The following is a 26,663-nucleotide window of genomic DNA, read 5'->3' as shown; positions in this document are numbered from 1 at the left end:
GGGTCGGGTGGCCGCGCGGGAAGCCCTGGGCGAGGTGTGAAGTAGATCACAGTCGATTGTCGACAGTCGGCAATTAGTCCTACGCTCCACAGGTCGTTGCAGGCCGAAACAATGGAGATGCGAGCGTGGTCAACGTCCTGATCTCGACCTACCTCGAGCCTGAACAGGTCGACCGGATCGCCGCGAGCGACCCGCGGGTGAAGGTGCTCTACGCGCCCGAGCTGCTGCCGGTCCCGCGCTACGCGGCCGACCACACCGGAGCAAGACACGAGCTCGATGGCGAGCAGCAGGCTGCCTGGGAGTCGCTGCTCGCGCAGGCGGACGTCGCGTTCGACTTCGACTGGCAGGCACCCGAGCAGCTCTCAGAGCGGGCACCGCGGTTGCGGTGGATCCAGGCGACGAGCGCCGGCGTCGGGGCGTTCATGCAACGGACCGGCCTGCACGACACCGACGTCGTCGTCACCACGGCGGCCGGCATCCACGCCGTCCCGCTCGCCGAGTTCGCCGTCGCTGGAGCGCTCTACTTCACCAAGGGCATCGACGAGCTGAACCGCCGCAAGGCCGACAAGCACTGGGAGCGGTACACGACGTCTCAGCTTGCCGGTCGTCGGGTCACCGTCGTCGGGCTCGGCGGAATGGGTCGGCACACCGTCAGGCTCTTCGCCGCGCTCGGCACCAAGTTGAGCGCCGTCGGTCGTCCCGGCAGGGAGTACGACCTGCCCGAGGGTGTGGACCTCTTCTCCACCGACGACCTCGACAAGCTGCTCCCCGCGACCGATGTCCTCGTGCTCTGCACGGCCCTCACGCCTGAGACCCAGGGGCTGGTGGACGCGGGTCGCGTCGCCGCGCTTCCGGTCGGCGCGGTCGTGGTCAACATCTCACGGGGGCAGGTCATCGACGAGGACGCGCTCATCGACGCCCTGCGCGCAGGGCGGATCGCGGGTGCCTGCCTCGACGTCTTCGAGCGGGAGCCGTTGCCGGATTCCTCGCCGCTGTGGGACCTGCACAACGTGATCGTCTCGCCGCATTCGGCCTCGACCGTTGCCTCGGAGAACCGTGCGCTCACCGATCTCTTCATCGACAACCTTCAGCGGCACCTTGACGGGCGCCCGCTGCGCAACCTCTACCGCCGCGACCTCGGCTACTGAAGAAGGACCTCATGAGCACCCTCAACGGCACCTGGTACATCGCCCCGACACCATTCGACGAGTCCGGCGCTCTCGACACCGACAGCCTGCGAGAGCTGGTGGCTGCAGCCGCCCGGTGGAAGGCGGACGGCATCACGATCCTCGGCGTCATGGGCGAGGCCCCGGCGCTCTCCGACGACGAACGTCGTGTCGTGCTCGACACGGTGGCCGATGCGGCGCGTGACGTCATCCCGCTCGCGGTCGGCTGCTCCTCGCCGTCAGCCGACCTCACCCGGTCGAGGATCGACGAAGCGACGAGCGCCGGTGCAGCTGCCGTCATGGTCGCGGCGCCGACCCTGTTGAAGGACGTCGACCAGATCGGCGGCTTCTTCTCGCGGGCGACTGCGGGGTGCGCCGTGCCGGTGATCGTCCAGGACGAGCCGGCTGCGACCGGGGTGATGCTGCCGGTCTCGGCGCTGCTCGCCGCACTGGACGCGAGCGCGAGCACCTGCGTCAAGCTCGAAGACCCCCCGACGCCGCCCAAGATCGGCCGGCTGCTCGAGGCACGTCCCGAGCTGACCGTTTTCGGAGGACTGGGTGGAGTGAGCGCGTACAGCGAGCTGCGCCGGGGTGCAGCCGGGACGATGACCGGGTTCGCCTTCCCCGAGATCTTGCGCGCGATCAGGTTGGCGTTCGAGCGCGGCGACATCGAGACGGCGGCGCGTGTGTTCGACCACTACCTGCCCTACATCGCCTTCGAAGGCCAGCCGGTGGTCGGGCTACGCATCCGCAAGGAGGTCCTGCGACGTCGAGGGGTGATCAGCACCGCCACGACGCGCGCTGCCAAGGGACCGCTCGACCAGGCGACCAGCGACGAGCTCGACGACGTTCTCGATCGCGTCGGACTCGTGCCGTCGCCGGAGCCGCTCACGATCGAAGAGCTGGGGGACCGCTGATGGCCCGCCGTGCTCTTGTCGGCGGCGCGACGTCGGGCATCGGCGCCGCGGTCAGCGACGACCTGGCGTCGAGCGGCCACGATCTCGTGCTGTGGTCGCGCGATGTCGCCCGGCTGGAGGCGAAGGCCGACGACCTGCGATCGCGTCACCATGTCACGGTCGACGTCGTCGCGGCCGACGCAGGAAGCGAAGGCGCGGCCGCGGAGGTCGCGGAGGCCGCGCTGGCTGCAGGGGGCGTCGACGTCATAGTCCTCAATGCGGGTGGCCCGCCGCCCTGCCCCGCGGACGCCACGGACGCCGAGGGGTGGCGCGCAGCGCTCCAGCTGCTCGCCATCACACCGATCGACCTGGCGACGCGACTGCTGCCCGGGATGCGCGCGCGCGGTTTCGGGCGCATCGTCGCGGTCCTCTCCTCTGGGGTCCGCGAGCCGATCCCCGAGCTGGCCTACTCCAACGCCGGCCGTTCAGCGCTCGCGAGCTGGATGAAGACCGTCGCACGGACCGTCGCCGAAGACGGCGTCACGGTCAACGGAGTGATCCCTGGGCGGATCGACACGAGCAGGGTCGCCTCCCTCGACCAGTCCGCCGCCGAGCGCACCGGTCTCGGCGTCCAGACCGTGCGGGCGCGCAGCGAGGCGGGGATCCCTGCCGGTCGATACGGACGCCCTGAGGAGTTCGCTGCGGTGGTGGGGTTCCTCGCGTCGGAGTCCGCCTCATACGTGACGGCGAGCATGCTCGCCTGCGACGGCGGCATGATGCGGAGCCTCACGTGAGCACGCCGGCCCTGCGGATGGCCGAGGACGTCGGCCTGCTGCCCCCGTCGGGCATCCGCGCGATCGCGTCGGCCGCCTGGGCCGTCCCCGACGCGATCCACCTCGAGTTCGGTGAACCCGACTTCGACACGCCGACGCACGTCGTGGACGCGGGGGCCCGGGCCGCACGAGACGGCAGGACGCGATACGCCCCCACGCCCGGCATCCCGGAGCTTCGCGACGCCGTGTGCGCCAAGCTGGCACGGGACAACGCGATCACCGAGGCGACTCGCGACCACGTCATCGTGACCCCGGGGGGCGTCGGCGGTCTGACCCTCGCCTACCGGGCGCTCCTCGAGACCGGCAGCGAGGTCCTCGTCCCGGATCCCGGGTGGCCGAACCTCCGGACGATCGCCGACATCGTCAAAGCGGTGCCCGTCCCGTACCGCCTGACTGCGGACCGCGACTACCAGCCGGACGTCGATGCCCTCGACTCGCTGGTGACCGACCGGACGCGGGCGATCGTCGTGAACTCGCCGTCGAACCCGCTCGGTTCGGTCTGGTCGCGCGCCAGCATCGAGGCCGTTGCCGAATGGGCGACGTCGCGTGGCCTGTGGATCATCTCGGACGAGTGCTACGACCAGCTCTGGCTCGACGAGCCGTCGACGAGCATCAGCGCCGTCGCGCCCGATGCTGCCGTCGTGACCGTCTTCTCGCTGTCGAAGACGTACGCGATGACCGGGTGGAGGATCGGCTACGCGTACGCCGATCCAGCCGTCATCACCCGCATGGCGAAGGTCCAGGAGACGACGACCTCGTCGGTGAGCACGCCGACGCAGCATGCGGCGATCGCCGCGCTCACCGGCGACCAGGCTGGCGTGGCGGCGATGCGGTCGACCTATCGGTCGCGTCGCGATGCCGCTGTGCAGCGGGCGACGGAGCTCGGACTCGACGTCCTGAGGCCGTCCGGTGCGTTCTACCTGTGGGTGCGGCTTCCTGTCGGCGCGGGTGACGCGACCACCTTCGCGCTCAACCTCCTGGAGAGGACCGGCGTGGCAGTCGCTCCCGGACCGGCCTTCGGCGCAGGCGGAGAAGGCCATGTCCGCGTGTCCCTCGCAGCGGCTCAGCCCCACCTGATGCACGGACTCGACTGCATTGCCGAGGTGGCGCTCTCGGCGTCTCCGTCGTACGAGCCCTCCCGACAGCGTCGTCGGACCCCACCCTCATCGCAGGCGCGAACCACGCCCCTGCACGTCACGTCCCTCGAGGAGAACTGATGGCACCACGGAAGACGTTGCTCAGTGCGGTCGCCCTGGCGGTTGCACTGACAGCCTCGGCATGCGCCGGGAACGACAACGACCAGGCGGGTTCGAGCGGATCGGGACGCGATCCGCGGTACGGCGCGACCATGACGGTCGCCTACAAGAGCGACCCGAAGACGTTCGATCCCGCGGTCTGCTACGACGCGACCTGCTGGAACAACATGCGGATGCTCTTCGACCGCCTGTACGACTACGTCGGCGACACGATGGAGATCGCCCCCCAGGCCGCCGCGGCCATGCCGAAGGTGAGCGCCGACGGTCTGACGTACGACATCCCGATCAAGGAGGGGATGGTGTTCAGCGACGGCAAGCCGCTGACCGCCAAGGACTTCGCGTACTCCTTCCAGCGGATCCTCGATCCGAAGACCAAGTCGCCCGTCGCCAGCTTCTGGTCCGGGATCAAGGGCGCGCAGGAGTATGCCAAGAACCCGGAGGGTGAGGTCGCAGGGATCAAGGCCGTCTCCGACACCGACCTGCAGATCACGCTGACGGCTCCGAACAACGCCTTCAAGTACGTGCTCGCGATGCCGCACGCCTCGGTCATCGAGCAGGGGACCGGCGACACGGTGGCCACGGAGCCCGTGGGTTCCGGCCCGTTCTCGCTCGACCACTTCGACCCGGGCCGCGAGATCGTGGTCAAGCGGAACCCGACGTACTGGGACTACCCGCGTCCGTACGTCGACGAGGTCGTCGAGAAGCTCGGCGTCGAGCCGTCGGTGCAGCTGCTCCAGGTGCAGAAGGGCGACATCGACCTGATGGGCGACCCGATCCCGCCCGCGCAGTACCTCCAGGTCAAGAACGACCCGGCCCTCAAGAGCCAGATCAAGAACATCACCAAGCCTTCGACGTACTTCCTGACGATGAACACGAAGATGGCGCCGTTCGACGACCCCAAGGTCCGTGAGGCCGTCTCGTATGCGATCGACCGGACGATGTTGCTCAAGCTCGTCAGCGGTCAGGGTTCGGAGGCCAACGAGTTCCTGCCGAAGGACATCGTCGGGCACACCGACGAGGACCTCCTCCACGACCAGGATCTTGCGAAGGCCAAGCAGCTGCTCGCAGACGCCGGCTACCCGGACGGGTTCAGCACGACGCTCTACTCCTGGAACACGCCCCCGTGGACCCAGATGCTCCCGCAGATCCAGCAGGACCTCGGCAAGATCGGGATCAAGGTCGACGCCCAGCCCATCCAGCAGAGCACGTTCTTCGACGTGGCGGCCACGCCCGGCAAGGCGCCGATGACGCTGACGTTCTGGGTCGCCGACTACCCCGACGGAAGCGACTTCTATCAGGCGCTGCTCTCGTGCGCGGCGGCCGTGCCGGGCGGTCAGAACTACCCGTTCTACTGCAACCCGAAGGTCGACGACCTCGTCGCCCAGGCGCTGGCTGCGGGCACGACCGACGAGGCGGACAAGATCTACGCCGAAGCCACGAAGCAGATGCTGGCCGACAACCCGATCGTCCCGCTGTTCTACGGCAAGAAGACCGAGGTCTTCGGCAAGCAGGTCGGGGGATACCACTCCCAGCCGGTCTGGGGTTGGGACATGACCAGCTACTGGAAGACCGACGGGTCGACGACCAAGCCCGCCAAGGGCTGAGCAGGCTCGCCGGGCTCGGCGTCCTCCTGCGCCGAGCCCGGTGACCCGTCATCGACCCGATCTCCCTCGCTAGCCGACCATCCGGTCGGCTCCACCACGACCACACCCCGACGAGGACGTGCAGCATGGCAGCTCTTCTCGACGTCGACCGACTCACGGTCGAATTCACCGGACTCGGCTCGCCGGTCAAGGCCGTACGCGACGTGTCGTTCTCGCTCGGGGCGGGCGAGCGCGTCGGGGTCGTCGGCGAGTCCGGGTCGGGCAAGTCCGTCACCTCGCAGGCCGTGATGCGTCTCCTCCCGGATACCGCACGGATCGGGGGATCGATCGAGTTCGACGGCCGGGACGTGCTCTCGATGGACCCGACGAGTCTCGCCGTGTGGCGCGGCTCCGACATCGCGATGGTGTTCCAGGACCCGATGTCCAGCCTCAACCCGCTCATGCGGGTCGGTACGCAGATCATGGAGGTGCTCCGGCGTCACCGAGGTCTGTCGAAGTCCGAAGCACGTGCCGAGTCGGTGCGACTGCTCCGCGTCGTCGGGATCGCCGACGCCGAGCGCCGTGTCCGTGACTATCCCCACCAGTTCAGCGGCGGGATGCGTCAGCGGGTGTGCATCGCGATCGCTGCCGCCTGCACGCCGAAGCTCATCATCGCGGACGAGCCGACGACGGCGCTCGACGTCACCATCCAGGCTCAGGTCCTCGACCTCCTCGATCACCTGTCCGACGAGCACGGCACCGCGGTGATGCTGATCAGCCACGACCTCGGCGTCGTCAGCAGCTTCTGCGACCGGATCCTCATCATGTACGCGGGCCGCATCGTGGAGGCCGGATCGACAGAGCAGATCATCATGTCGCCGCGGCATCCGTACACCCGGGCGCTCCTCGACTCGATCCCGCGGCTGCGCGGGGAACTGCCGCGCCGTCTCCCGACGATTCCCGGCGCTCCTCCCACTGGCGCGACGCCTCACGAGCGGTGCAGCTTCGCGGCGCGGTGCCCGCGCGCGGAGGAGCGCTGCGGGGTCGAGTCGCCCGATCTCGTTCGTGCTCCCGACGGTCGGGAGACCGCCTGCCACTTCCCTCTCGACGCGGAGGTTGCTCTCGCATGACATCCCTCGAACAAGCCGAACGCCCCGTCGTCGACGTACGCAACCTGTCCGTGCGCTACGGCGGGACAGGCCTCCGGCGGTCGGCTGGTGTGCTCGCGGCGAACGACGTCAGCTTCTCGATCGTCTCGGGCCGCACATTGGGCATCGCCGGCGAGTCCGGCTCTGGCAAGAGCACCGTCGCTCGTGCCCTGATGCGGGTCGTGGAGAGCAGCGGCGGCACCATGGAGGTGGCGGCTCACGACGTGGGGCGCCTCTCGGGCCGGGCACTGAGGTCGTTCCGCAAGCACATGCAGATGGTGTTCCAGGACCCGTACGACTCGCTCAACTCACGGTTGACGGTCAGCGAGAACATCGCGGAGGGCCTGGTCGCAGCCGGAGTCCGTCGGCCGGACCACGCCGTACGGGTCCGCGAGCTGCTGGCCCAGGTCGGGCTGCCGACGGAGTTCGCGCGGCGGTATCCGCACCAGCTCTCCGGCGGCCAGCGCCAGCGGGTCTCCATTGCTCGCGCGCTCGCCGTCGAGCCTGAGGTCCTGGTGTGCGACGAAGCGGTCTCGGCCCTCGACGTCTCGATCCGCGCTCAGCTCCTCAACCTGCTCAAAGACCTGCAGCAGCGGTACGGGATCGCGCTCCTCTTCATCTCCCACGACCTCTCGACGCTGCGGTTCATCGCCGACGACGTGGCCATCATGTACTTCGGGCGGATCGTGGAGACGGGGCCTGCGGAGGTCGTCTTCGCCGATCCCCGCCATCCGTACACGCGAGCGCTGATCGACGCCGTGCCGGAGCCTGGCGTCAAGCGGTCGTACCCACGCAGCCGTGTCTCCGGTGAGGCGCCCAGCCACGACGACCGGCCGACGGGATGCGCGTTCGCGTCCCGCTGTCCTCTGGCCAGCGAGATCTGCCGCGACCGCGATCCTGCGCTCGAGGCGCGCGCCAACGGGGCCGCCGTCGCCTGCCATCACGCCGACGTCGCGGAGACGAGCTCCGCTCGACCAACGTCAGAGGTGCCTCGATGAATCCTTCGTCGGACTACGCCGCCACCGCCGCGCCCAGCCTTGCCGACCTCGACGCGACTCTCGTCGCCGACGGAGCCGACACAGCGCTGCCGGCCGTCACCGTCCGCCGGCGCGTACTCGCGAGCCTGCGTCACGACCTGCCAGCGATGATCTCGCTCGCGTTGCTCGTCATCCTGGCCCTGGCCGCCCTCTTCGCTCCGCTGCTCGCGCCGCACGACCCGCTCCAGACCTTCCCCAACGGTCTGTCGGCCGACGGTGCGCCGCTTCCACCGGGCGGGTCCTTCCCGCTCGGGACCGACCCGAGCGGGCGTGACGTGCTCTCGCGCCTGCTCTACGGGGCGCGGGTCTCGCTGACCATCGGGATCCTGGCCAACGGCCTCGCAACGGTGCTGGGGGTGATCGTCGGGACCTGCGCCGGCTACCTCGGAGGCTGGGTCGAGACCGTCCTCATGCGGATCACCGACATCGTCATGTCCTTCCCGATCCTCCTGCTCTGCATCGCCTTGATCGCTGTCACCGGACCGAGCGAGAAGAACGTGATCATTGTCGTCGCCCTCATCTACTGGACGACCCTCGCTCGGATCGTGCGCAGTCTCGTGATGTCGCTGAAGGAGCGCGAGTTCGTCGTGGCCGCACGCACGCTCGGACTCGGTCACTGGCGGATCATGCGCAAGCACCTCTTCCCGCACCTGGTGCCCACGATCATCGTGTACGCGACGTTGGGCGTTGCGTCGTCGATCCTCATCGAGGCGTCGCTGTCCTTCCTCGGCGTCGGGGTGCCGATCCCGAACCCGTCGTGGGGCCAGATGGTCGATCAAGGACGGGAGTACTACCAGATCGCACCGTGGCTCCTCGTCTTCCCCGGTCTGTGCCTGGTGCTGACCGTGCTCGCGTTCAACCTCGCCGGGGACTGGCTGCGCGACCTGCTGGACCCCACCGCAGAGGAGCGCCGCTGACATGGGCCGATTCTTCGTACGGCGGATCCCGCAGACCGTCGTCGTCCTGTTCGGGGTCGTCACCCTCACGTTCATCCTCACGCACGTCGTGCCGGGAGATCCGGCTCGACTCATCGCAGGTCCGAACGCCAGCGCGGAGACGGTCGCGTCGATCCACCACGAGCTGGGACTCGACGAGAGCCTCTTCCAGCAATACCTGCTCTACGTCCAAGGGCTGCTGCACGGGGATCTCGGACAGAGCTACGCGCTCGCGGGCCAGTCGGTCGCCGACGCGATCCTCCACGCGCTCCCGGTCAGCATCGCGGTCGCCGTCGCGGGGGTTCTGTTCGAGGTCCTGATCGGTGTGCCCGTCGGGATCATCGCGGCGTACCGGCCCAAGGGTCTCCTCGACCGGTTGACGACGTTCGGCACCCTTCTCGGACTGTCGGCGCCGCCGTTCTGGCTGGGACTGATCCTCCTGTACGTCTTCGCGTACCAGCTGAACGTGTTCCCGCTGACCGGGTGGGAGCCGCCGTACATCAACTACCTCATCCTTCCCGGCTTCACCCTGGGCATCGGTGGAGCCGCCTGGTACGCGCGGCTCACCCGCACCAACATGATCGAGGCGCTGCGCGGCCCGTACGTGCAGATGGCTCGGGCGAAGGGCATGCCCGAGCGGCGGGTCGTGCTCGGCCACGCGCTCCGCAACGTCGTCGCGCCGCTGGTCACCATGCTCGGCATGGACTTCGGCTACTTCCTCGGCGGAGTGGTCGTCATCGAGTCCGTCTTCGGGCTGCCCGGGGTCGGGAAGCTCACCTTCGACGCCATCGGGACGCTCGACATCCCGATGATCACCGGCGCCGTGCTCGTCGCCGCGCTCTTCATCGTCGTGATGAACCTCCTGGTCGACCTCGCCTACGCGGCGATCGACCCGCGGATTCGTCGCTAGTCCCTACGAAAGGAAAATCATGACCACCACCAAGAAGCTTCGTGTCGCGGTCGTCGGCACGGGTCGCTGGGCCCAGCGGGCCCACATCCCGGGCTGGCAGCGCGACCCGCGCGTGGAGGTCGTCGCCCTCGTCGACAGCGACGAAGCCGTGCTCGCCGAGGCCGGCGCGACGTTCGGGGTGAGCGACCTCTACAGCGACTACCGCGAGATGCTCGAGCGCTCCGACATCGACGTCGTGGACGTCGCGACCGCGAACACCGCGCACTTCGAGATCTCCGAGGCGGCGCTGAAGTCCGGCAAGCACGTCCTGTGCGAGAAGCCGGTCCACCACGACTACCGTGAGACACAGCGCCTCGCGGACCTGGCGAAGTCGACCGGCCTCAAGACGAAGCTCGGATTCACCTTCCGCTACGCGCCCGCGGTCCAGTACGCGCGCCACCTCATCGAGCAGGGGTTCGTCGGGACGCCCTACATCTTCAACGGCTACGAGCAGAACAGCCAGTGGATCGACCCCCAGACCCCGATGCGGCAGGTCGACCCGGATGCCGACCCGGACGTGATCGCGACTTCCTCGATCGAGGGGTACGGCGCTCCGATCATCGACATCATGCACGAGTGGGTCGGCGCCGAGCTGAAGTCGGTGGTCGGCACGATGCGGAACTTCGTCCCGGAGCGCATGGTTCGCGCGACCGGCCAGATGCAGCGGTTGAACATCGACGACGGCGACATGTGGATCTGCGAGTTCGACAACAACGTGATGGCGTCGATCCAGTCGTCGTACGTGACCGTCGGCAACTTCCCCGGCATCGAGGCGCGGATCTTCGGCTCGCAGGGCGCGATCATCATCCGTCTCGTCGAGGAGTTCGGCATCTGCCAGACGATCAAGACGGCGACGAAGGACGAGGTCGAGTTCGTGGAGCGCGAGATCCCGGCCGAGTTCTTCCCCGAGGGCGGCAACTCGCGCGAGGACTGGGACTTCCTCTTCTACTCGAACCTCTGCGCGGACTTCGCGACCGAGATCCTCGACGGCGGCCCTCAGAACCAGGGTGGTTTCGCCCAGGGCGCGCTCGTGCAGGAGACGGTCAACGCGTTCGAAGCATCGTTCCGCCAGCGCGCGTGGGTGTCGTTCCCGCTGGCCGCGAACGAGGAGGCAGCCCGTGCCGAGTGACCCGAGCGCGCACGTCTGGGGCGAGCTCGCCGACGACGCCGTCGCCGATCGGATCGTCGAGTCGGCTCTCGCCGTCGCGGACGGACACAGCGAGTACGCCGACGTCCGACTCATCGAGGCCGAGGAGATGAGGCTCTACACCCAGGTCGGTGCCGACCCCGACGAGCGCCTCGAGCACTCGCGCGGCATCGGTGTACGCGTTCTCGTCGACGGTGCCTGGGGCTTCGCCTCGCGTCCGTTGATGGACCGCGAGGACGCAGAGGTCGCAGCGCGCCAGGCGCTCGCAAGTGCGCGAGCGTCCGCAGGCGTCACGGCCCCGGTGAAGCTCGAGCCCATGTCGCCGGCCAGCGGTCGGTACGAGTCGGCGGTCGAGATCGACCCGTTCACGGTCGGGGCAGATGTGCGGCAGTGCCTTCTCGACGAGGTCCTGGCCAACGTGAGCCGCTCCTCGTCAGTGGTTGCGGCTCAAGCCGGGCTGAACGCAAAGCGACAGCACCGCCATCTCGGCAACAGCGAGGGCTCGCGCCAGCACCAGCACTTCGTGGAGACCGGCGGCGGTGTGATCGCGACGGCCTCCGGGCACGGCGACGTCCAGCGCCGGAGCTATCCCAACTCCTTCCACGGCAACACCGCTGGCGCCGGCTGGGAGTACGTCGCGACGTTGGACCTCGCTGCGCAGGCCGTACGGGTCGGGGAGGAGGCGGTCGCGCTGCTCACAGCGCCAGTCGCGCCGGCGGGTCGTGCCGACGTGGTGCTCGGTCCCCAGCAGGTCTCGCTGCAGATCCACGAGTCGTCCGGGCACGCGCTCGAGCTGGACCGGATCCTCGGCGACGAGGCGAACTATGCCGGCACGTCGTTCATCGGTGTGGACGACATCGGCTCGCTGCGCTACGGCTCGCCGGCGGTGACGATCACGTCGGATCCGACCATTCCCGGGACTCGGGGGAGCTTTGCGTTCGACGACGAGGGCACGCCGGCGCGGCGCACCCGGCTCGTTGACGAGGGGATCGTCCGGGCCACGCTGTCCAATCGCGACGCGGCCGCGCGCAGCGGGCAGGAGCTGACCGGTGCCGCACGCGCCGACGGCTGGGGGTACCTCCCGGTCTGCTTCGCCACACACGTCTACCTCGAGCCCGGCTCGGGGTCGCTCGACGAGCTCCTCGACCGTCTCGGCGACGGCGTGTACGCGGACGACAACCGCAGCTGGTCGATCGACAACCGCCGCTGGAACTTCCAGTTCGGGACGGAGGTCGCGTACGAGGTGCGCAACGGCAAGCGGGGCAGGCTCCTCAAGAACTTCTCGTACGGCGGGACCACACCGCAGTTCTGGGGCTCGGTCGAGGCCGTGGCCGGACCGGAGGAGCTTCGGATCTTCGGCTACCCGTGCGGGAAGGGGGAGCCCAAGCAGTGGGGCTTCCTCAGCCACGCCGCTGCCCCTGTCCTGGTTCGAGACCTCCGGATCGGAGTCGCATGATGACCGTCCTTCAGCAGGGCTTCGCAAGTCCCTTGACCGCCGACCGTGCGCTCGAGATCGCGGACGCTGCGGTCCGCGGCTCTGCCGCCGATGCCGTCGAGGTGACGGTGCTCGGTCGTACGGGGGAGTACACCCGGTTCGCCGGGGACCGCATCCATCAGCCGCAGGACATCACCGAGGTGACGGCGATGGTGAAGGCGGTCGTCGACGGCCACGCGGCCCGCGCGTCGACGTCCGACCTGCGCAGCGTTGCCGAGACCGCGCAGCGTGCGGCCGGTCTGGCGCGGGAGCTCGCCGGCGCGGCTAACCGGCCGGGATCGGTCGTCGTCGCCGAGCCCGCGCAGATCCCCGAGCTGCGGCTCCGGCACGACGACACCGTCGCCTTCGATGCCGGTCGACGCGTCGCGCTGGTACGCCGAGCGATGGACGGCGCCCGGGCACGCTCCGGTCAGGCGTACGGGATGATCGGGCGGGCGCTGACGCAGATCGCCGTCGCGAACAGCGCGGGGGTCTCGGTCGAGGCGAGCGCAACTGAGGCGTCCGGCTCGCTCACCGTCGCCGTCGACGACGGGACGGCTCATTGGATCGACCTCCACCGGTCGGCGGACGCACTCGGCGCCGAGGGCGCGATCGACGCGACCCTCGACCGGGCGGTACGCGGTCGAGGCCGGATCGCGGTCCCGGACGGCGAGTTCACCGTCGTGCTCGGCCCCGAGGCGGCAGGGGAGCTCCTCGGGTTTCTCGAGGCCTTCGGCTTCTCCGGCGACCTGGCCGCTGCCGGGGTCGGCGTGTGCGCCCAGAACCACGGCGACCGTCTGGTTGCCCCGACCGTCTCGGTCGCCGACGACGCGCTGTCGTCGTACGGGCTCCCGATCCCGTTCGACTTCGAAGGGACGGCCAAGCGACGGGTGCCCTTCTTCGAGCGGGGTGTCGTCGGAGAGCCAGTCACCGACCTGGCGACAGCGGCCGCGCTCGGCACGCCGTCCACCGGCCATGCCCACATCGCTCGCGAGGAGGTGCCGCACCCGGTCGCCGCGAATGTCGTGATGGAGCCGGGGACGGCGACCGAGGCGGATCTGATTGCGGGTGTCGATCGCGGCATCTACGTCGAGCGGTTCTGGTACACGCGGCTGGTGGACAGGTCGGCGTCGACGATCACCGGGGTGAGCCGCGACGGCTGCTTCCTCATCGAGAACGGTCGCCTGACCCAGCCGCTGGCGACCGGCCGCTTCACCCAGTCGGTCCTCGGCTTCCTCGCCACCGTCGACGGTGTCGGAGACACGGTCAGGTCGCAGCCGGTGATGAACGTGTGGAACGGCAGCGCGTCCGCGCCCGCCCTCCGCGGACACGGCTTCCGCTTCGGCAGCCGGCCATTGGAGGCAGGGAAGTGAGCATCGCGACCAACGCCGACCGGATCATCACGCAGCGGTTGGTCGGCGAGGTGTGGCCTCCGCTCGCCGACCGCCACGCCTACCGGGTCGATGCAGACGGCGACCCGTTCCTGCTGCCCGGCATGGGCGGTGTGACCCTCGGCGTCCACGTCGGTGATCCCGCCACCGGCTACGCGGCGGACCACCTCGAGCCCGGCCTGTCGGTCAGGCACGCCGACCCCGCAGCCAACATGGCGTTGCAGTTCCTCAGCTGCGTCGGCAACGAGGTGGTCGTTCAGAGTGGTCCTTCCGCGGGCGCGCGTGGCCGCGTCATCGGGCAGCACGCGTACGTCCTCGTCGACATGGCGGACGAGGCGATGAACGACGTCTCGACCGGCGACCGTGTCGTGGTGACCGCTCGCGGGCAAGGGCTCGCCTTCGACGACCATCCCGACGTGATCGTGAAGAACCTTGATCCGACGCTCGCCACCGTCATGCCGTTCGACACCGCCGGCGACGGGCGGCTCCGGGTCGGCGTCGCGGCCCGGGTTCCTGCTTCAGCGGTCGGAGCCGGAGCCGGGATGGTGTCGGAGTTCGCGAACACCGACCTCATGGGCGCGTACCCCGGGCTCAGCCCGGATCTCAGCCTGGGACTCGAGACCTTGCGTATCGGCGACCTCGTCGTGCTCGAGGACCAGGACCACCGCTTCGGACGCGGCTTCCGCGAGGGCTACCTCACGGTGGGCGTGATCAGCACCGGCCACTGCCACCTGTTCGGACATGGCCCGGGTCCGTCCTCGATCCTCTCCGGACCGGCGGCGGCTTTCGAGATCGTCGAGGACGAAACGGCGAACCTGAGGACCTACTTCGCTGCCATGGAGGCATCGTCATGACCACGCTCAAGCCTGTTGCCGTCAACCTCGCGGGAATCGTCGAGACACCCCAGTTCGGCTCGAGCCCCTTTGGCATCGATGTCGACGGTCGTCCGTACGTCCCCGTCGGAGACGGCGGCGTCGTCACCGGCCTCGAGCTCGGCCATCGAGTCTTCGACCACGACGGTGACCATGCCGCGCCGGGTGTGACCGTGATCCATCCAGACCCGGCCGCCCGGCACGCGCTCACAAGTTTCGCCTGCCTGGGCAACGAGGTCGTGGTCCGGTCGGGTGCCGCCGCGGGCGAGACCGGACGCGTGCTGGGCAAGCGCGGTGAGGCGGGTCGCGTGATTGCGGTGTTCGAGCAGCAGGCCCTCGCCCTGCTCGTTCCCGGCGACGCGCTGATGATCCGTGGCATCGGACAGGGCCTGAGCCTGCCTGCCGAGCTCGCGGCAGAGGGCGCGGCCGTCCTGAACATCGCCCCGGGTGCCCTCGCAGCCCTCGGCGTGACGATCGGCAGCGTCATCTCGACCTCAGTACGAGCGGTGGTTCCGTCCAAGCTCGTCGGGAACGGGCTCGGGCGCCCTGCACAGCAGTGGGACGTCGATCTCAGCGTGACCCGCGAGACCGCAGGAGGCTGGGGACTTGCGGACCTCTGTCTCGGTGACCTCGTTCTGGTCTCGGACCTCGACGTCCGGCACAACATCGGCTACCGGCAGGGCTGGAGCACCCTCGGCGTGATCGTCCACGGCGCGAGTCCGCTCCCTGGACACGGGCCCGGACTCATGCCCGTCGTGTGTGCACGAACGGATTCGTTTGCCCCTACCATCGACCCTCGAGACCACCGCGGGGCGACCCTCGAACGCATAGCATGTGAGAACCGTGACTGAAGCCAACATTTCGTCCTCGCTCGGCGGCATTCCCGACACTGCAGTGCGACACCTGTCCCTCCCGGAGTCGGTGCACCAGGTGCTGCGCCGTCGCATCCTCAACAACGAGCTTCCCGCCGGGACGCGGCTGGTCGAGGTCAACCTCGCCGAGGAGCTGGGGGTCAGCCGTTCGACGCTGCGGACGGCGCTGCGCCAGCTCGCGCAGGAGGGCCTGGTCGACATCGCACCCAGGCGGTACAGCACGGTGCGACGCATGTCGTACGAAGAGGTCCAGGACGCGTGCTACGCACGGTATGTCCTCGAGGAGGGCGCGATGCGCGCCATCGACGACCACCGGCTGTCGGAGCTCGCCGATGCGCTGGACAGGGTCGTCGACAAGATGGCCGACTCTGCCGAGAGCGGCGACCTGGCGGCGATCGTCGACCTCGACACGGAGTTCCACGGGTGCATCGTTCGCGAGGCGCACAAGGAGCGGCTCGCGAGCTTGTGGTCAACATTGGACGCACAGATGGGTGCGCTGATGCGCTCGTCGATGGAGGATCAGCACATCGATCTGGGTGAGGCTGTAAAGCGACACCGACAGTTCGCAGAGATCGTCCGTGGCGCAGATCGCGGTGAGATTGCGGCCGAGCTGTACCGCCACTACCTGCGCGAGAAGGGCGAGACACGGCGAGAGGGGTGACGCACTACTTGCCCGGTTGTCCGAACGACGACCTTGTTGAGTCAGCGAGCTCGCGTCGTGATCCAGACCGTCGGGTAGGTCCGGTGGTCGGGGTTCATGCGGGACAGATCGTTCGGGGTAGAACCTGAGCTTGCTGTTCTGCTGCCGAATCTCCCGGCTGTGCCGCTCGTTCCGGTCTGATGCCCCTGGGCGTGAGGACGGACGAACCCCGCGGCGGGCACGTTCGGATGCTCGAGGTGGCCCAGGGTGGCGAAGGCCGGACGTCAGCCTCCGGCCCGATCTCACGTCCGGAAGCGGCGCTGTCGCCCTCTTGTTTTGTGCCCTACCAAGGACTCGAACCCCGAACCCAGTGAGAAGGTCGGCAGCGTTCGAAAGTTGGACGGCCTCGACGCCTTGGGTTCCATCAGTCATCGCAACGGGTGATGAGTGACGGAGGTTAGTGGGGCGGGGGTCAGGCCGATCTTCGACCACGCACCCCGGCGAATGCCGTGACGCGGCACGTGTCGAGGCGGAGGTTGCGTTCGTCCTCGCCGACGACTTGATCGACGGGAAGTTCGACATCGCCCATGTAGAGGCCGCAGTCGAACAAGGCGGGACCCTCGATCCATGGCGGGTGGCGACGGGCTGAAGCGTTGGGATTGCTGTTTGACAGCTCGGCGTGAGCGCGGAGACGGGTTGACGGCACCACCCGGCAGCCCTAGCGTCTCAGCCATGTGTCGAACTATTCGACATATGTTCGGATATGTCGAATGTACCACCTCGGGTCGACTGCTCCGGACTGACCTTCACGAAGGAGCAACGCACATGAGGACTCGGCACAAGAGCGCGACTCTTGCGGCCTTGGCGGCCACGGCAGCCTTGTGCGTCGGCACTCTCGTCGCCCCGTCAGGGGTCGCGAGTGAGCCGACGCAGGCGGTTGTGGAGGAGCCAGACGCATCGATCGTGCTGGGTGAGACCAACGAGCCACGCGGGCTCGTCCAGATCGAGGAAGGAGATGGGCAGACATCGCCGGTGACGATCGGCGGGCAGAGCGCCCGCAAGACGGTCGGGACCGGCGCCCACTACATGTACGTCAAGATCGACGACTCGGTCGCCTTCGACAGCACGTACGTCGCGTGCGTGCGCGCCGAGTACTACGACGAAGGCAAGGAAGGCTTGAGCCTGCAGTACGACTCGCAGGCCAGCGCCTACGCCGCGGCCGGCACGGTGATGCGTGCCGACACCAAGACGTGGCAGACGGCGGCCTTCAACATCGTCGACGGGCGCTTCGCCAACCGCGAGAACGGAGGCGCCGACTTCCGGCTGTCCGCTGGGTCCGGTGGCGCGTCGATCCACAGCATCTCGCTGACGATCATCGAGAACGACGACGGCGTGACGCTGCCGTGCGCGGCCGGTGAGGCAGCGCCGTCGACGAGGTGGAAGGTGCTGCACTCGGAGAACTTCCAGGCGCAGAGCCGCGCGGTCGACACCGACGAGAGCGAGTGGGTCCGCCACGACTACGACGAGCAGGTCGACACGATCATGGACGACGCGGGCGACTGGTGGAAGAACGACTATGGGCCGACCTGGGAGCCGGACGTGCTCAAGAGCTTCACGACCTACCGCAAGGAGGTCAAGTTCGGCAAGGGCGACTGGTTGACCGCGACGCTGTCCGCGCGGGACTGGAACAACTCCGGCTCACCCCAGAACCCGCCGAGGATCTCGACGACGAAGCTGCCCACGAGCGAGAAGGCGCTCAGGATCGACTCGCCGGACTCCTACGACGGTGCGTTCGTCACCACGAGCGAGAAGCTCCCTTCGGAGTACCGGCTCGAGTACCGCCTCAAGACGCTCGACTTCGGCGGCCAGCGCAACGGCAGCATCTTCTACGACGGCAAGGAGAACGGCTACTCGCCCGAGGACGCGCAGTGCAAGACCCAGTTCCCGTACGCGGAAGGCATCGGCACGCCCGGATGGGGAAACGATCCCACCAACCCCGATCCCTGCGCCTGGCAGAGTGTGGTCGACGGCCCGTTCGGCTACAACGCCTTCCACCTGCTCGGGATCGTCGACTTCGAGAAGCCCAAGCCGGCGAACCTGCACTTCTGGCACTATCGCCGCAAGATCCTCATGGATTCCTTCGCCCAGCACCCGGACCGGATCGGGTCGGGCAGCGGTGGTCGGGTCTGCAACCCCGCCGACAACACCTCGTACGACTACCGTGACAGCACCTACAACGTGATCGACATGTGGTTCAACGGCCTGCCGAACTTCACGCCAGGCAAGGGTGGGATCACGGGCAACTCGCAGTGGTTCTCGACCACGTGCACGCGAGGGCTTCCGGTTCCGATCTCGCCGTACGCGGCGGCCGAGATGAAGCCGGAGTTCATGCCGAACTCTGACTACTTGTTCGCGGTGGAGCGCAGCAAGACCGGCTACACGATGGAGGTCACCGGTGACTTCCTGCACGCCGGCCACATGACGCTGCGGTTCTACTCGCCGTTCATCGGTGGGGCAACGCCCATCTGGCACTACAACAACACGCCTGACCAGTACGACGGCCGCTTCAACCGGACGTTGGTGCAGAACGGGGTGTTCGGCCAGCAGCAGTGGGCCGACCAGTGGCCGGCCGGGTCGAGCTACCCCGACTTCCCGGTCATCGGTGATCCCTACACCGATGCAGGGGAGGGGAGCGCCACCATCGACTCGATCACTCTCATGGTTCCGAAGGGGAGCTGAACGGTGACCGCCTGACCATCACCTGGGGCGCCCGTCCGGAACTTCCGGGCGGGCGCTAGGCGTATTGTGGGTCGCCGATCCCAGTACTGTGCGAGTCATGGAGAACGAACCGAACGCACGCGGTGTCTCCACCAGCGTGGTGCACGCGTTCGCGATCCTCGACCAGGTCGCCGCCGCCGGCGCCGAGGGCATCACCCTCGCAAAGCTCGCCGGCGGAGCGAGCAAGGCGCGGAGCACGATCCATCGGTACGTGACGACGCTCTTGCACCTCGGTGTCCTCCGCCGAGACGACGGGGGTCGCCTTCACCTCGGCGTCCGTCTCCTTACGCTCGCGACCGAGCTGCTCGATGAGGACAACCTCCGCTCGGCTGCCACGCCGGTCCTGCGAGATCTGGGCGCCTCGACCGGCGAGACCGTCCACCTCGGAGTGCCGACGGGCGGACGGATCGTCTACATCGAGAAGGTCGAGAGCTCGCACTCCGTGCGGCTCGTCTCCGCTATCGGCCATCAAGTGGCGATGCACTGTACGTCGATGGGAAAGGCCGTTCTTGCGCAGCTGCCGCCGGACGAGCTCGACGCCGCGCTCTCTCAGCCGAGACCGGCCCAGACGGTGCACACGCTTACCGAGCGTGACGAGCTGCTGGCCGATCTGGCGGCGATCCGTGCGTCCGGGATCTCGATGGACGAGGAGGAGAACGAACTCGGGGTCTGCTGCGTAGGCGCGGCGATCCTCGACAGCAGGTTGCGGCCGGTCGCAGCGATCAGTGTCTCGGGGCCGTCAGTCCGGATGACCACGGAGCGGCGTGAGGAGATCGCGCCGCTGGTCCTCGATGCCGTCCGACTCATCGAACAGGCGTTGGGCCACCGCGGCCAGAACGCCACGTGAGGGTTCCCGAGCTTGCTGCCTAACGCACGACGCGGGCGTTGCCGCCGTCGGCGAACCGCTCTACCTCGGCGATGTTCGCCATTGAGGTGTCGCCCGGTGTCGTCATAGCAAGAGCCCCGTGCGCAGCTCCCAGCTCGACCGCCCGCTTCAGGTCGCTGCCGGTCAAGAGACCGTGAATCAAGCCTGACGCGAACGAGTCGCCACCACCTACGCGATCGAGAATCTCGAGTCGCTCGCGGTGGGTCGCCTCGACGAAGCCGACGTCGCGCGACCACGCGATCGCGCCCCAGTCGTTGACGGTGGCGGTCCTGACCGTACGCAGCGTGGTAGCGGCCACCGCGAAGTTCGAGAACTCCTTCGTTGCATGCTCGATCATCTGCCGGAACCCGTTCGTCTCCAGCGCGGAGAGAGAGGCGTCGACCCCAGGTACGTCGAAGCCGAGGCTCGCCGTGAAGTCCTCCTCGTTGCCGATCATGATGTCGACGTGACGGGCGAGTGCGCGATTGACCTCCTGCGCCCGCTCCTGTCCTCCCACGTCCTTCCACAGGCTGGGGCGATAGTTCAGGTCGTACGAGACGACGGTGCCGTGACGCCGGGCAGCCTTCATCGCCGCTTCGGCAACCTCCGGAGTCGTCTCCGAAAGCCCCGCGAAGATTCCGCCGGTGTGCAGGACGCGGACGCCGAGGGTTCCGAAGAGGTGGTCCCAGTCGACGTCGTCCGGCCTCAGTGCTGCGGCGGCGGTGTGTCCGCGGTCGGATACCCCGAGGGCTCCTCGTACGCCGAAGCCACGCTCGGTGAAGTTGAGCCCGTTGCGGACGGATCGACCGACGCCGTCGTACGGGCGCCAGACGATCTTGCTGGCATCGACGCCACCGGCGAGGACGAGTCCCTCGACCAGATGCCCGACCTCGTTGTCGGCGAGGGCGGTCACCACCGCCGTGCGGTGCCCGAACACGCGGCGTAGTCCGCGGACGACGTTGTACTCGCCGCCTCCCTCCCACGCTGTGAACGTACGGGCGGTGCGGATCCGCGACTCGCCGGGGTCGAGTCGGAGCATCACCTCGCCGAGGGCGACGGCGTCGTAGGCGCACTCGTCGGCGGGTCGGAATTCGATCGGCGTGGCGGCGGTGGGCACAGGTTCCCCTCGAGACTGTGTTCAGGATGCTGAACAGTGGGCTATATTCTGAACGAAATGTAGCCCGACGTGCGCGCCGCTTGTCAAGGCGGGCGCCGAGGAGGTCGTGATGTCCGAGGTTGATGGTCGGGACGGGGATGCGTTCGCGAGGGTGCGTGCGGTCGACCGGGCGATGGAGGTCCTCGAGTTCTTGGCCGTACGCGAGCGCCCGGCGACGCTGAGCGAGCTGTCCCGCGAGCTCGGAGTCCCCAAGAGCACGCTCGCCGGCATCTTGCGCACCCTCGCGGCCCGGGGCTGGCTGCAGGAGGGGCAGGGCGGCTTCACCATCGGCCCGCGCTCGCTCGCGGTCGGCAGCGCATACGTGAGTGGCGACCGGGTCGTGGCGCAGTCCGCACCGCTCCTGGACGCCTTGCTCGAACGACTCGGGGAGACCGTGCACCTTGCATGCCTCGATGGCCACGACGTGCTCTATCTCGCCAAGCGCGAGTCCGCGCACCCGCTGCGGATGTTCTCCGCGATCGGCCGTCGGCTTCCCGCTCACGCCACGGCCTTGGGGAAGGCGATGCTGGCCGAGCTCAGCGAGACCGACGTCGAGGCAGTCGCCGACGGGTCGCTTCGAGCGCTCACCGAGAACACGATCACCTCGCCGGACCGTCTGCGGGACGAGATCGCGGAGACTCGTGGACGGGGATACGCCGTTGACCGGGGCGAGAACGCCGACGGGATCTGGTGCTTCGCCGTAGCGCTCCCAGTCGGCGACGCGGGTTCGCACGCCATCAGCGTGTCGATACCCCTCCTGCGCCTGACGCCCGAGCTCGAGCAGCGCGCCGTCACCGAGCTCGTCGAGGCGCGGCGGCGGTTCGGCCGTCGGTGACAGCCATGTGACCTACTTGACACCGGCATGTGACCGAGAGCACAGTGAGCGCACGCATTCGCACTTATCGAAACAGATTCGAGTTATTCGAATGACTACAACGCGCAAATCTTCGAGCGTCGCCAAGGCGTTCGAGCTCATCCAGGTCATCGCCGACGGCGGTCCCGACGGCGTCGGGCTGCAGGATCTGGCCGCCCGTGCGCAGGTCGCCGTCAGCACGGCCCACCGCTACGTCACGTCGCTCCTCGACCTCGGCGTCGTCGAGCGCGACGGTGCCGGCGTCTACCGGCTCGGCGTGGGGCTGGTCCGCCTTGCCGGGCAGTACCTGGAGGAGGACGTCCTGCTCCGCGTCGCCCACCCGTACCTCGTGGAGCTGGCAGGTGTCAGCGGCGAGACGGCCCACCTCGGCGTTCCGATCGGCGACCACATCGTCTACGTCGACAAGGTCGAGAGCGATCAGTCCGTGCGGCTCGTGTCACGCATCGGCAGTGAGGTCCCACTGCACTGCACGTCGATGGGCAAGGCCCTGCTGTCACTCATGCCACCGGACGAGCGGGCTGCCCGCCTCGCCGGCGACCTCGCGCGACCGACCCCGAAGACGCTGTTCGGCGATTCCCTGGCAGCGGAGCTCGAGCGGGTGCGCGAGCAGGGATACGCCCTCGACGACGAGGAGAACGAGCTCGGCGTCCGCTGCATCGGCCTGCCGATCGTGAACGCCTCGGGCGAGCCGGTGGCGGCGTTCAGCGTGTCCGCCCCGGCGAGCCGGTTCACGGCTGATGCCTGCCACGACCTGGCTCCGACCGCTCTCAGGATCGCGCACGAGATCGGAGCCGCGCTCGGCTACGCCGGTGCGACGCGACGCAACGCGGGATGAAACCCACTCCACGCACACACGAAAGGCAAGACTGATGACCGTCAGCACGTTCGACGTCACCAACCCTGGCACCGGCGAGCTCCTCGGCCAGGTCCCCGACATGACCGAGGATGACGTCCGCCGCGTCGTCGACGACGCCCAGACCGGCCAGCGCGCGGTCGCGGCGATGCCGTCCCACGCGCGGGCAGCGCTGCTCGAAGAGGTCGCGACCCGGATGGCTGCCGAGCGCGACAGCATCGCCGCACTCGTCGCCGCAGAGAACGGCAAGCCGCTTCCGCAGACCGAGGGCGAGGTCGACGCCGCGATCCGAATCTTCCGCGGTTACGCCGCCGAGGCAACCCGCATCTTCGGCCGGCAGATTCCGCTCGACGCAGTCCCCGGACTCGAGCGCAATCTCGCCATCACGGTGCGCGAGCCGCTGGGCGTGGTCGCGGCGATCGTACCGTTCAACTACCCGGTCGAGCTCTACGCGCACAAGGCGGCCGCTGCGATCGCGGCCGGCAACGCGGTGGTCGTCCAACCGCCGTCGCGCTGCCCGCTGTCGCTGGTGCGGGTGAACGAGATCTTCGCGGAGGCCGGGGCACCGCCGTACGCGCACCAGCTCGTCACCGGCGGTGTGCGGGTGTCTCAGATGCTCGCCGAGCTGCCGGGCGTGGCCGCGGTGACGCTGACCGGCAGTACGGTCGCGGGCCGCGAGCTCGCCCGTCGCGGCGCCGACACCTTCAAGAAGGTCCTGCTCGAGCTCGGCGGCAACGACGCGCTGATCGTGTGCGAGGACGCCGACCTCGAGAAGGCGGTCGACGCCGTGGTGCTGGGTCGGCTGGCGCGAGGTAACGGGCAGATCTGCTGTGCGGTGAAGCGCGTGTACGTCGATGAGGCCGTCCATGACGCTTTCCTGGATCTGCTGCTGCCGAAGGCGGCCGCGCTGCGCGTCGGTGACCAGCTCGACCGGGCCACTGACGTGGGCCCACTCATCGCCGAGTCGGCCGCACAGGCGGTCGAGGCTGCGGTCAATCGGCTCGTCGGCGACGGAGCCACCTTGCTGGCCGGCGGGGAGCGCGACGGGGCCTTCGTGACCCCGGCGGTTCTCGCCGACGTGCCGGAGAAGAGTCCGGCCTTCGCCGACGAGATCTTCGGCCCGGTCGCACCGATCGCTCGCTTCACCGACGTCGCCGACGCCGTACGGATGGCTAACGAGTCCCCGTACGGCCTGCACGCCGCCGTGTTCACCCGCGACGTGTCGCGCGCGTTCACGCTTGCCAAGCAGCTCGACGTCGGCGGGGTCGTGATCAACGGGTCGACCGCCCTGCGGGCCGAGAACCTCCCGTTCGGCGGGACGAAGGACACCGGTGGATACCGCGAGGGCCTCCACGAGACCGTCACCGACCTCACCCGCCAGAAGACGATGATCGTGATGGAGGCGTTCGAGTGACGCTGGAGATCCGTGGGGTCCACAAGTCGTACGGGCCGGTCGAGGTGCTTCGCGGCATCGACCTCACCGGGCGTCCGGGAGACGTCGTCGCGGTGGTCGGCGCCAATGGGGCCGGCAAGTCGACGCTGATCAAGATCCTGTCCGGTGCCGAGCCGATGACCTCCGGTGAGCTGCGCTGGAACGGCGAGGTGCTCGACCTTCAGTCGCCCCACGACGCGCAGGAGGTCGGGATCCGCACCGTCTACCAAGAGCTGACCCTCGTACCTGAGCTGTCGGTCACCGAGAACGTGCTGATGGGGATGCTCCCGCGCCGCTATGGGTTCATCGACTGGGCCGCTGCCCATGCACGCGCCCAGAGCCTCCTCGACGAGCTCGGTTTCGGTGCCGTCGATGCGACCGCGAAGGCAGGGCGCCTCACCGTCGCCCGGCAGCAGATGGTCGAGATCGCCAAGGCGCTGGCGACCGAGCCTAAAGTGCTGATCCTCGACGAACCGTCGGCCGTTCTCGCAGGCGGCGACCTGGACTCGCTGTTCGCGCTGATCCGCCGGCTGCAGGAGCGAGGAGTGCTGATCGTGTACGTCTCGCACCGCCTCACAGAGGTGACCGCGCTTGCTACGTCGATCGTCGTCATCCGCGACGGATCGGTCGTCGAGACCACCGTGCCCGCATTGACCTCCGAGAACGAGCTGATCACCCTGATGGCGGGGCGCAGGTTGGAGCGGATCTATCCGGACCGACGCACCGACCGAGGGGCACCCATGCTCACGGTCGCTGGGCTGTGCCGCGCCGGAGAGTTCGAGGATGTCTCCTTCACCCTCCACTCCGGCGAGATCGTCGGAATGTTCGGGCTGGTCGGGGCCGGCCGCAGCGAGCTCGCCCACTGCCTGTTCGGCGAGACCCGACCCGACCGCGGCACCATCGCCGTCAACGGTCGTGAGGTCCGGATCGACCGTCCCCGCACCGCGATCCGGCACGGCCTGGCACTCGTCACCGAGGATCGCAAAGGCTCGGGGCTGGTCGCGGAGATGACCGTACGCGACAACATCGCGCTGCCGACGATGAAGTCGGACACCGTCGGCCCGCTGATCGACCCGAAACGCCGCGACGTACGGGTCAGCGCGATGATCGAACGCTTCGACATCTTGCCCTCCCACTGCGCCCAGATGCCGATCGTGCGGCTGTCCGGCGGCAACCAGCAGAAGGCGATCCTCGCCAAGTGGCTCCTGGTCGAGCCGCAGATGCTGATCCTCGACGAACCGACACGCGGCGTCGACATGGCGACCCGGGTCGACATCTACCGGACCGTCGATGCGCTGGCGCGCTCCGGCCACACCATCCTCCTCATCTCGTCGGACCTCACCGAGGTCATCGGCGCCACTGACCGCGTGCTCGTGATGCACGACGGCCGGCTTGCGGGCGAGATCCCTTCCGCGAGCGCCACGGAGGACCAGGTGCTCGCCCACTCGATCGGAGAAGCAGCATGACTCCCGGGACGACCTCGCCCGCACCGCCGCAGGAGCAGGGCGACGCACGCGTACGCATCCCGCGGATCGTCGTCGCCCAACGCGACATCACTGCCGCCGTCGGGTTCGTCATCCTGCTGGTCGCACTCGTCGCCCTCGCTGCGTTCACCACCGAGACGTTCCTCTCCGAGCGCAACCTCACGAACCTGCTCAAGCAGATGGTGACCACCGGACTACTGGCGTACGGGATGCTCGTCGTCATCCTCACCGGGGGCATCGACCTGTCCGTAGGGTCGGTGGTCGCGTTCGCCGGCATCGTCAGCGCGGGCCTGGTGTCCGACCTGCCGCTCCCGCTGGCGCTCCTGGTCGGGGTCGCCGCAGGGGTCGCGTTCGGGGCGATCAACGGCATCCTCATCGCCGGCTTCGACCTCGCCCCGTTCGTGGTCACGCTGGCGGCGCTGACCACGATCCGAGGGTTGGCGTTCGTCTACTCCGACGTACCCATCGCCCCGGAGGATCCCAGCTTCTTCACGCTCGGCTCGCAGATGCTCGGCCCGATTCCGCTCACCACGGTGATCATGCTCGTGGTGTTCCTTGTCGGCGGTGTCTTCCTGTCCCGAACGCCTGCGGGCCGCTCGATCATCGCGATCGGGGGCAACAAGGAGACCGTGCGACTTGCCGGCATCAGCGTCAAGAAGAACCTGATCCTCGCCTACACGATCAGCGGCTTCTGCGCCGGCCTCGCCGGTGTCATCCTCGCCAGCCGGGTCGGGATCGCCCAACCCAGCGTCGGTGTCGCCTTCGAGCTCGACGCGATCGCCGCCTGCGTCATCGGCGGCGCCAGTCTCGCGGGCGGCAAGGGTTCCGTGCGAGCGACGTTCGGCGGCGTCCTCGTCCTCGCACTCATCAACAACCTGCTCAACCTCTACGGAGTGCAGAGCTACTGGCAGCAGGTCCTCAAGGGCCTCATCATCGTCGCGGTCATCATCATCCAGGCCCGTTCACGCCGAGGCCGCTGACCGATCTCGCGCCACACCATCCCATCAACCGAACCACACCTA

23 protein-coding genes are annotated in these 26,663 nt (G+C 68.5%); 22 read left to right on the top strand and 1 reads right to left on the bottom strand.

The features are described from left to right. The first annotated feature begins 125 nt into the window (after nucleotides 1–125). From AB3M34_RS15515 to AB3M34_RS15435, 17 genes are all read left to right on the top strand, one after another. Nucleotides 126–1,148: a D-2-hydroxyacid dehydrogenase gene (locus AB3M34_RS15515; RefSeq protein ID WP_370615225.1), complete on the top strand. Its 1,023-nt coding sequence runs from the start codon at nucleotides 126–128 to the stop codon at nucleotides 1,146–1,148. An 11-nt stretch (nucleotides 1,149–1,159) separates the two neighbouring features. Then, complete coding sequence (locus AB3M34_RS15510) at nucleotides 1,160–2,083, top strand: dihydrodipicolinate synthase family protein (RefSeq protein ID WP_370615223.1); 924 nt, start codon at nucleotides 1,160–1,162, stop codon at nucleotides 2,081–2,083. After that, the gene (locus AB3M34_RS15505) at nucleotides 2,083–2,856 is read left to right on the top strand and encodes an SDR family oxidoreductase (RefSeq protein WP_370615222.1); all 774 of its coding nucleotides are present in this window, start codon (nucleotides 2,083–2,085) and stop codon (nucleotides 2,854–2,856) included. The genes AB3M34_RS15510 and AB3M34_RS15505 overlap by 1 nt, the downstream gene beginning before the upstream one ends. After that, nucleotides 2,853–4,112, top strand: coding sequence for a pyridoxal phosphate-dependent aminotransferase (locus AB3M34_RS15500; RefSeq protein WP_370615220.1), 1,260 nt, complete (start codon nucleotides 2,853–2,855; stop codon nucleotides 4,110–4,112). Before AB3M34_RS15505 ends, AB3M34_RS15500 begins: the two co-directional genes overlap by 4 nt. Next, the gene (locus AB3M34_RS15495; RefSeq protein WP_370615218.1) at nucleotides 4,112–5,755 is read left to right on the top strand and encodes an ABC transporter substrate-binding protein; all 1,644 of its coding nucleotides are present in this window, start codon (nucleotides 4,112–4,114) and stop codon (nucleotides 5,753–5,755) included. Before AB3M34_RS15500 ends, AB3M34_RS15495 begins: the two co-directional genes overlap by 1 nt. A gap of 125 nt (nucleotides 5,756–5,880) precedes the next feature. Next, entirely contained in the window at nucleotides 5,881–6,864 is a 984-nt protein-coding gene (locus tag AB3M34_RS15490; protein WP_370615217.1) for an ABC transporter ATP-binding protein, read from the top strand. Beyond that, entirely contained in the window at nucleotides 6,861–7,880 is a 1,020-nt protein-coding gene (locus tag AB3M34_RS15485; RefSeq protein WP_370615215.1) for an ABC transporter ATP-binding protein, read from the top strand. Before AB3M34_RS15490 ends, AB3M34_RS15485 begins: the two co-directional genes overlap by 4 nt. Continuing rightward, nucleotides 7,877–8,836, top strand: a complete 960-nt coding sequence (locus AB3M34_RS15480) for an ABC transporter permease (RefSeq protein WP_370615213.1) — start codon at nucleotides 7,877–7,879, stop codon at nucleotides 8,834–8,836. The genes AB3M34_RS15485 and AB3M34_RS15480 overlap by 4 nt, the downstream gene beginning before the upstream one ends. 1 nt (nucleotide 8,837) lies before the next feature. Next, on the top strand, nucleotides 8,838–9,764 hold the full coding sequence (locus AB3M34_RS15475; protein ID WP_370615211.1) for an ABC transporter permease: 927 nt from the start codon (nucleotides 8,838–8,840) through the stop codon (nucleotides 9,762–9,764). Nucleotides 9,765–9,783: 19 nt separating this feature from the next. Continuing rightward, the gene (locus AB3M34_RS15470; protein WP_370615210.1) at nucleotides 9,784–10,932 is read left to right on the top strand and encodes a Gfo/Idh/MocA family protein; all 1,149 of its coding nucleotides are present in this window, start codon (nucleotides 9,784–9,786) and stop codon (nucleotides 10,930–10,932) included. Further along, on the top strand, nucleotides 10,922–12,406 hold the full coding sequence (locus AB3M34_RS15465; RefSeq protein ID WP_370615208.1) for a TldD/PmbA family protein: 1,485 nt from the start codon (nucleotides 10,922–10,924) through the stop codon (nucleotides 12,404–12,406). Before AB3M34_RS15470 ends, AB3M34_RS15465 begins: the two co-directional genes overlap by 11 nt. Further along, complete coding sequence (locus tag AB3M34_RS15460; RefSeq protein WP_370615206.1) at nucleotides 12,403–13,797, top strand: TldD/PmbA family protein; 1,395 nt, start codon at nucleotides 12,403–12,405, stop codon at nucleotides 13,795–13,797. Before AB3M34_RS15465 ends, AB3M34_RS15460 begins: the two co-directional genes overlap by 4 nt. Continuing rightward, nucleotides 13,794–14,669 (top strand): DUF4438 domain-containing protein, encoded by an 876-nt coding sequence (locus AB3M34_RS15455; RefSeq protein WP_370615205.1) that lies wholly within the window; start codon nucleotides 13,794–13,796, stop codon nucleotides 14,667–14,669. Before AB3M34_RS15460 ends, AB3M34_RS15455 begins: the two co-directional genes overlap by 4 nt. Beyond that, on the top strand, nucleotides 14,666–15,538 hold the full coding sequence (locus AB3M34_RS15450) for a DUF4438 domain-containing protein (protein ID WP_370615203.1): 873 nt from the start codon (nucleotides 14,666–14,668) through the stop codon (nucleotides 15,536–15,538). The genes AB3M34_RS15455 and AB3M34_RS15450 overlap by 4 nt, the downstream gene beginning before the upstream one ends. Further along, nucleotides 15,531–16,220, top strand: a complete 690-nt coding sequence (locus AB3M34_RS15445) for a GntR family transcriptional regulator (protein ID WP_370615201.1) — start codon at nucleotides 15,531–15,533, stop codon at nucleotides 16,218–16,220. The genes AB3M34_RS15450 and AB3M34_RS15445 overlap by 8 nt, the downstream gene beginning before the upstream one ends. Nucleotides 16,221–17,024: 804 nt before the next feature. Further along, entirely contained in the window at nucleotides 17,025–18,938 is a 1,914-nt protein-coding gene (locus AB3M34_RS15440) for a hypothetical protein (RefSeq protein ID WP_370615199.1), read from the top strand. A 97-nt stretch (nucleotides 18,939–19,035) separates the two neighbouring features. Next, on the top strand, nucleotides 19,036–19,824 hold the full coding sequence (locus AB3M34_RS15435; RefSeq protein WP_370615197.1) for an IclR family transcriptional regulator: 789 nt from the start codon (nucleotides 19,036–19,038) through the stop codon (nucleotides 19,822–19,824). A gap of 19 nt (nucleotides 19,825–19,843) precedes the next feature. On the opposite strand, the gene AB3M34_RS15430 is transcribed toward AB3M34_RS15435, so the two are convergent. Continuing rightward, complete coding sequence (locus AB3M34_RS15430; protein WP_370615196.1) at nucleotides 19,844–20,959, bottom strand: sugar kinase; 1,116 nt, start codon at nucleotides 20,957–20,959, stop codon at nucleotides 19,844–19,846. Nucleotides 20,960–21,068: 109 nt separating this feature from the next. Between AB3M34_RS15430 and AB3M34_RS15425 the strand changes: the two genes are divergently transcribed. The 5 genes from AB3M34_RS15425 (at nucleotide 21,069) to AB3M34_RS15405 (ending at nucleotide 26,621) form a co-directional block, all read left to right on the top strand. After that, nucleotides 21,069–21,833 (top strand): IclR family transcriptional regulator, encoded by a 765-nt coding sequence (locus AB3M34_RS15425; protein ID WP_370615194.1) that lies wholly within the window; start codon nucleotides 21,069–21,071, stop codon nucleotides 21,831–21,833. Between the two features lie 91 nt (nucleotides 21,834–21,924). Beyond that, nucleotides 21,925–22,707 carry an IclR family transcriptional regulator gene (locus AB3M34_RS15420; protein WP_370615192.1) on the top strand — a complete coding sequence of 261 codons (783 nt, stop codon included), beginning with the start codon at nucleotides 21,925–21,927 and terminating at the stop codon, nucleotides 22,705–22,707. A 34-nt stretch (nucleotides 22,708–22,741) separates the two neighbouring features. Continuing rightward, nucleotides 22,742–24,139 carry an aldehyde dehydrogenase family protein gene (locus tag AB3M34_RS15415; RefSeq protein WP_370615190.1) on the top strand — a complete coding sequence of 466 codons (1,398 nt, stop codon included), beginning with the start codon at nucleotides 22,742–22,744 and terminating at the stop codon, nucleotides 24,137–24,139. Then, nucleotides 24,136–25,623: a sugar ABC transporter ATP-binding protein gene (locus tag AB3M34_RS15410; RefSeq protein ID WP_370615189.1), complete on the top strand. Its 1,488-nt coding sequence runs from the start codon at nucleotides 24,136–24,138 to the stop codon at nucleotides 25,621–25,623. The genes AB3M34_RS15415 and AB3M34_RS15410 overlap by 4 nt, the downstream gene beginning before the upstream one ends. After that, on the top strand, nucleotides 25,620–26,621 hold the full coding sequence (locus AB3M34_RS15405; RefSeq protein WP_370615187.1) for an ABC transporter permease: 1,002 nt from the start codon (nucleotides 25,620–25,622) through the stop codon (nucleotides 26,619–26,621). Before AB3M34_RS15410 ends, AB3M34_RS15405 begins: the two co-directional genes overlap by 4 nt. The last annotated feature ends 42 nt before the right edge of the window (nucleotides 26,622–26,663 follow it).

This window comes from Mumia sp. Pv4-285, assembly GCF_041320275.1.
GTDB lineage: Bacteria > Actinomycetota > Actinomycetes > Propionibacteriales > Nocardioidaceae > Mumia > Mumia qirimensis.
Note: the sequence above shows the minus strand (reverse complement) of the source record. Positions and strands in the feature narration are given on the sequence as shown.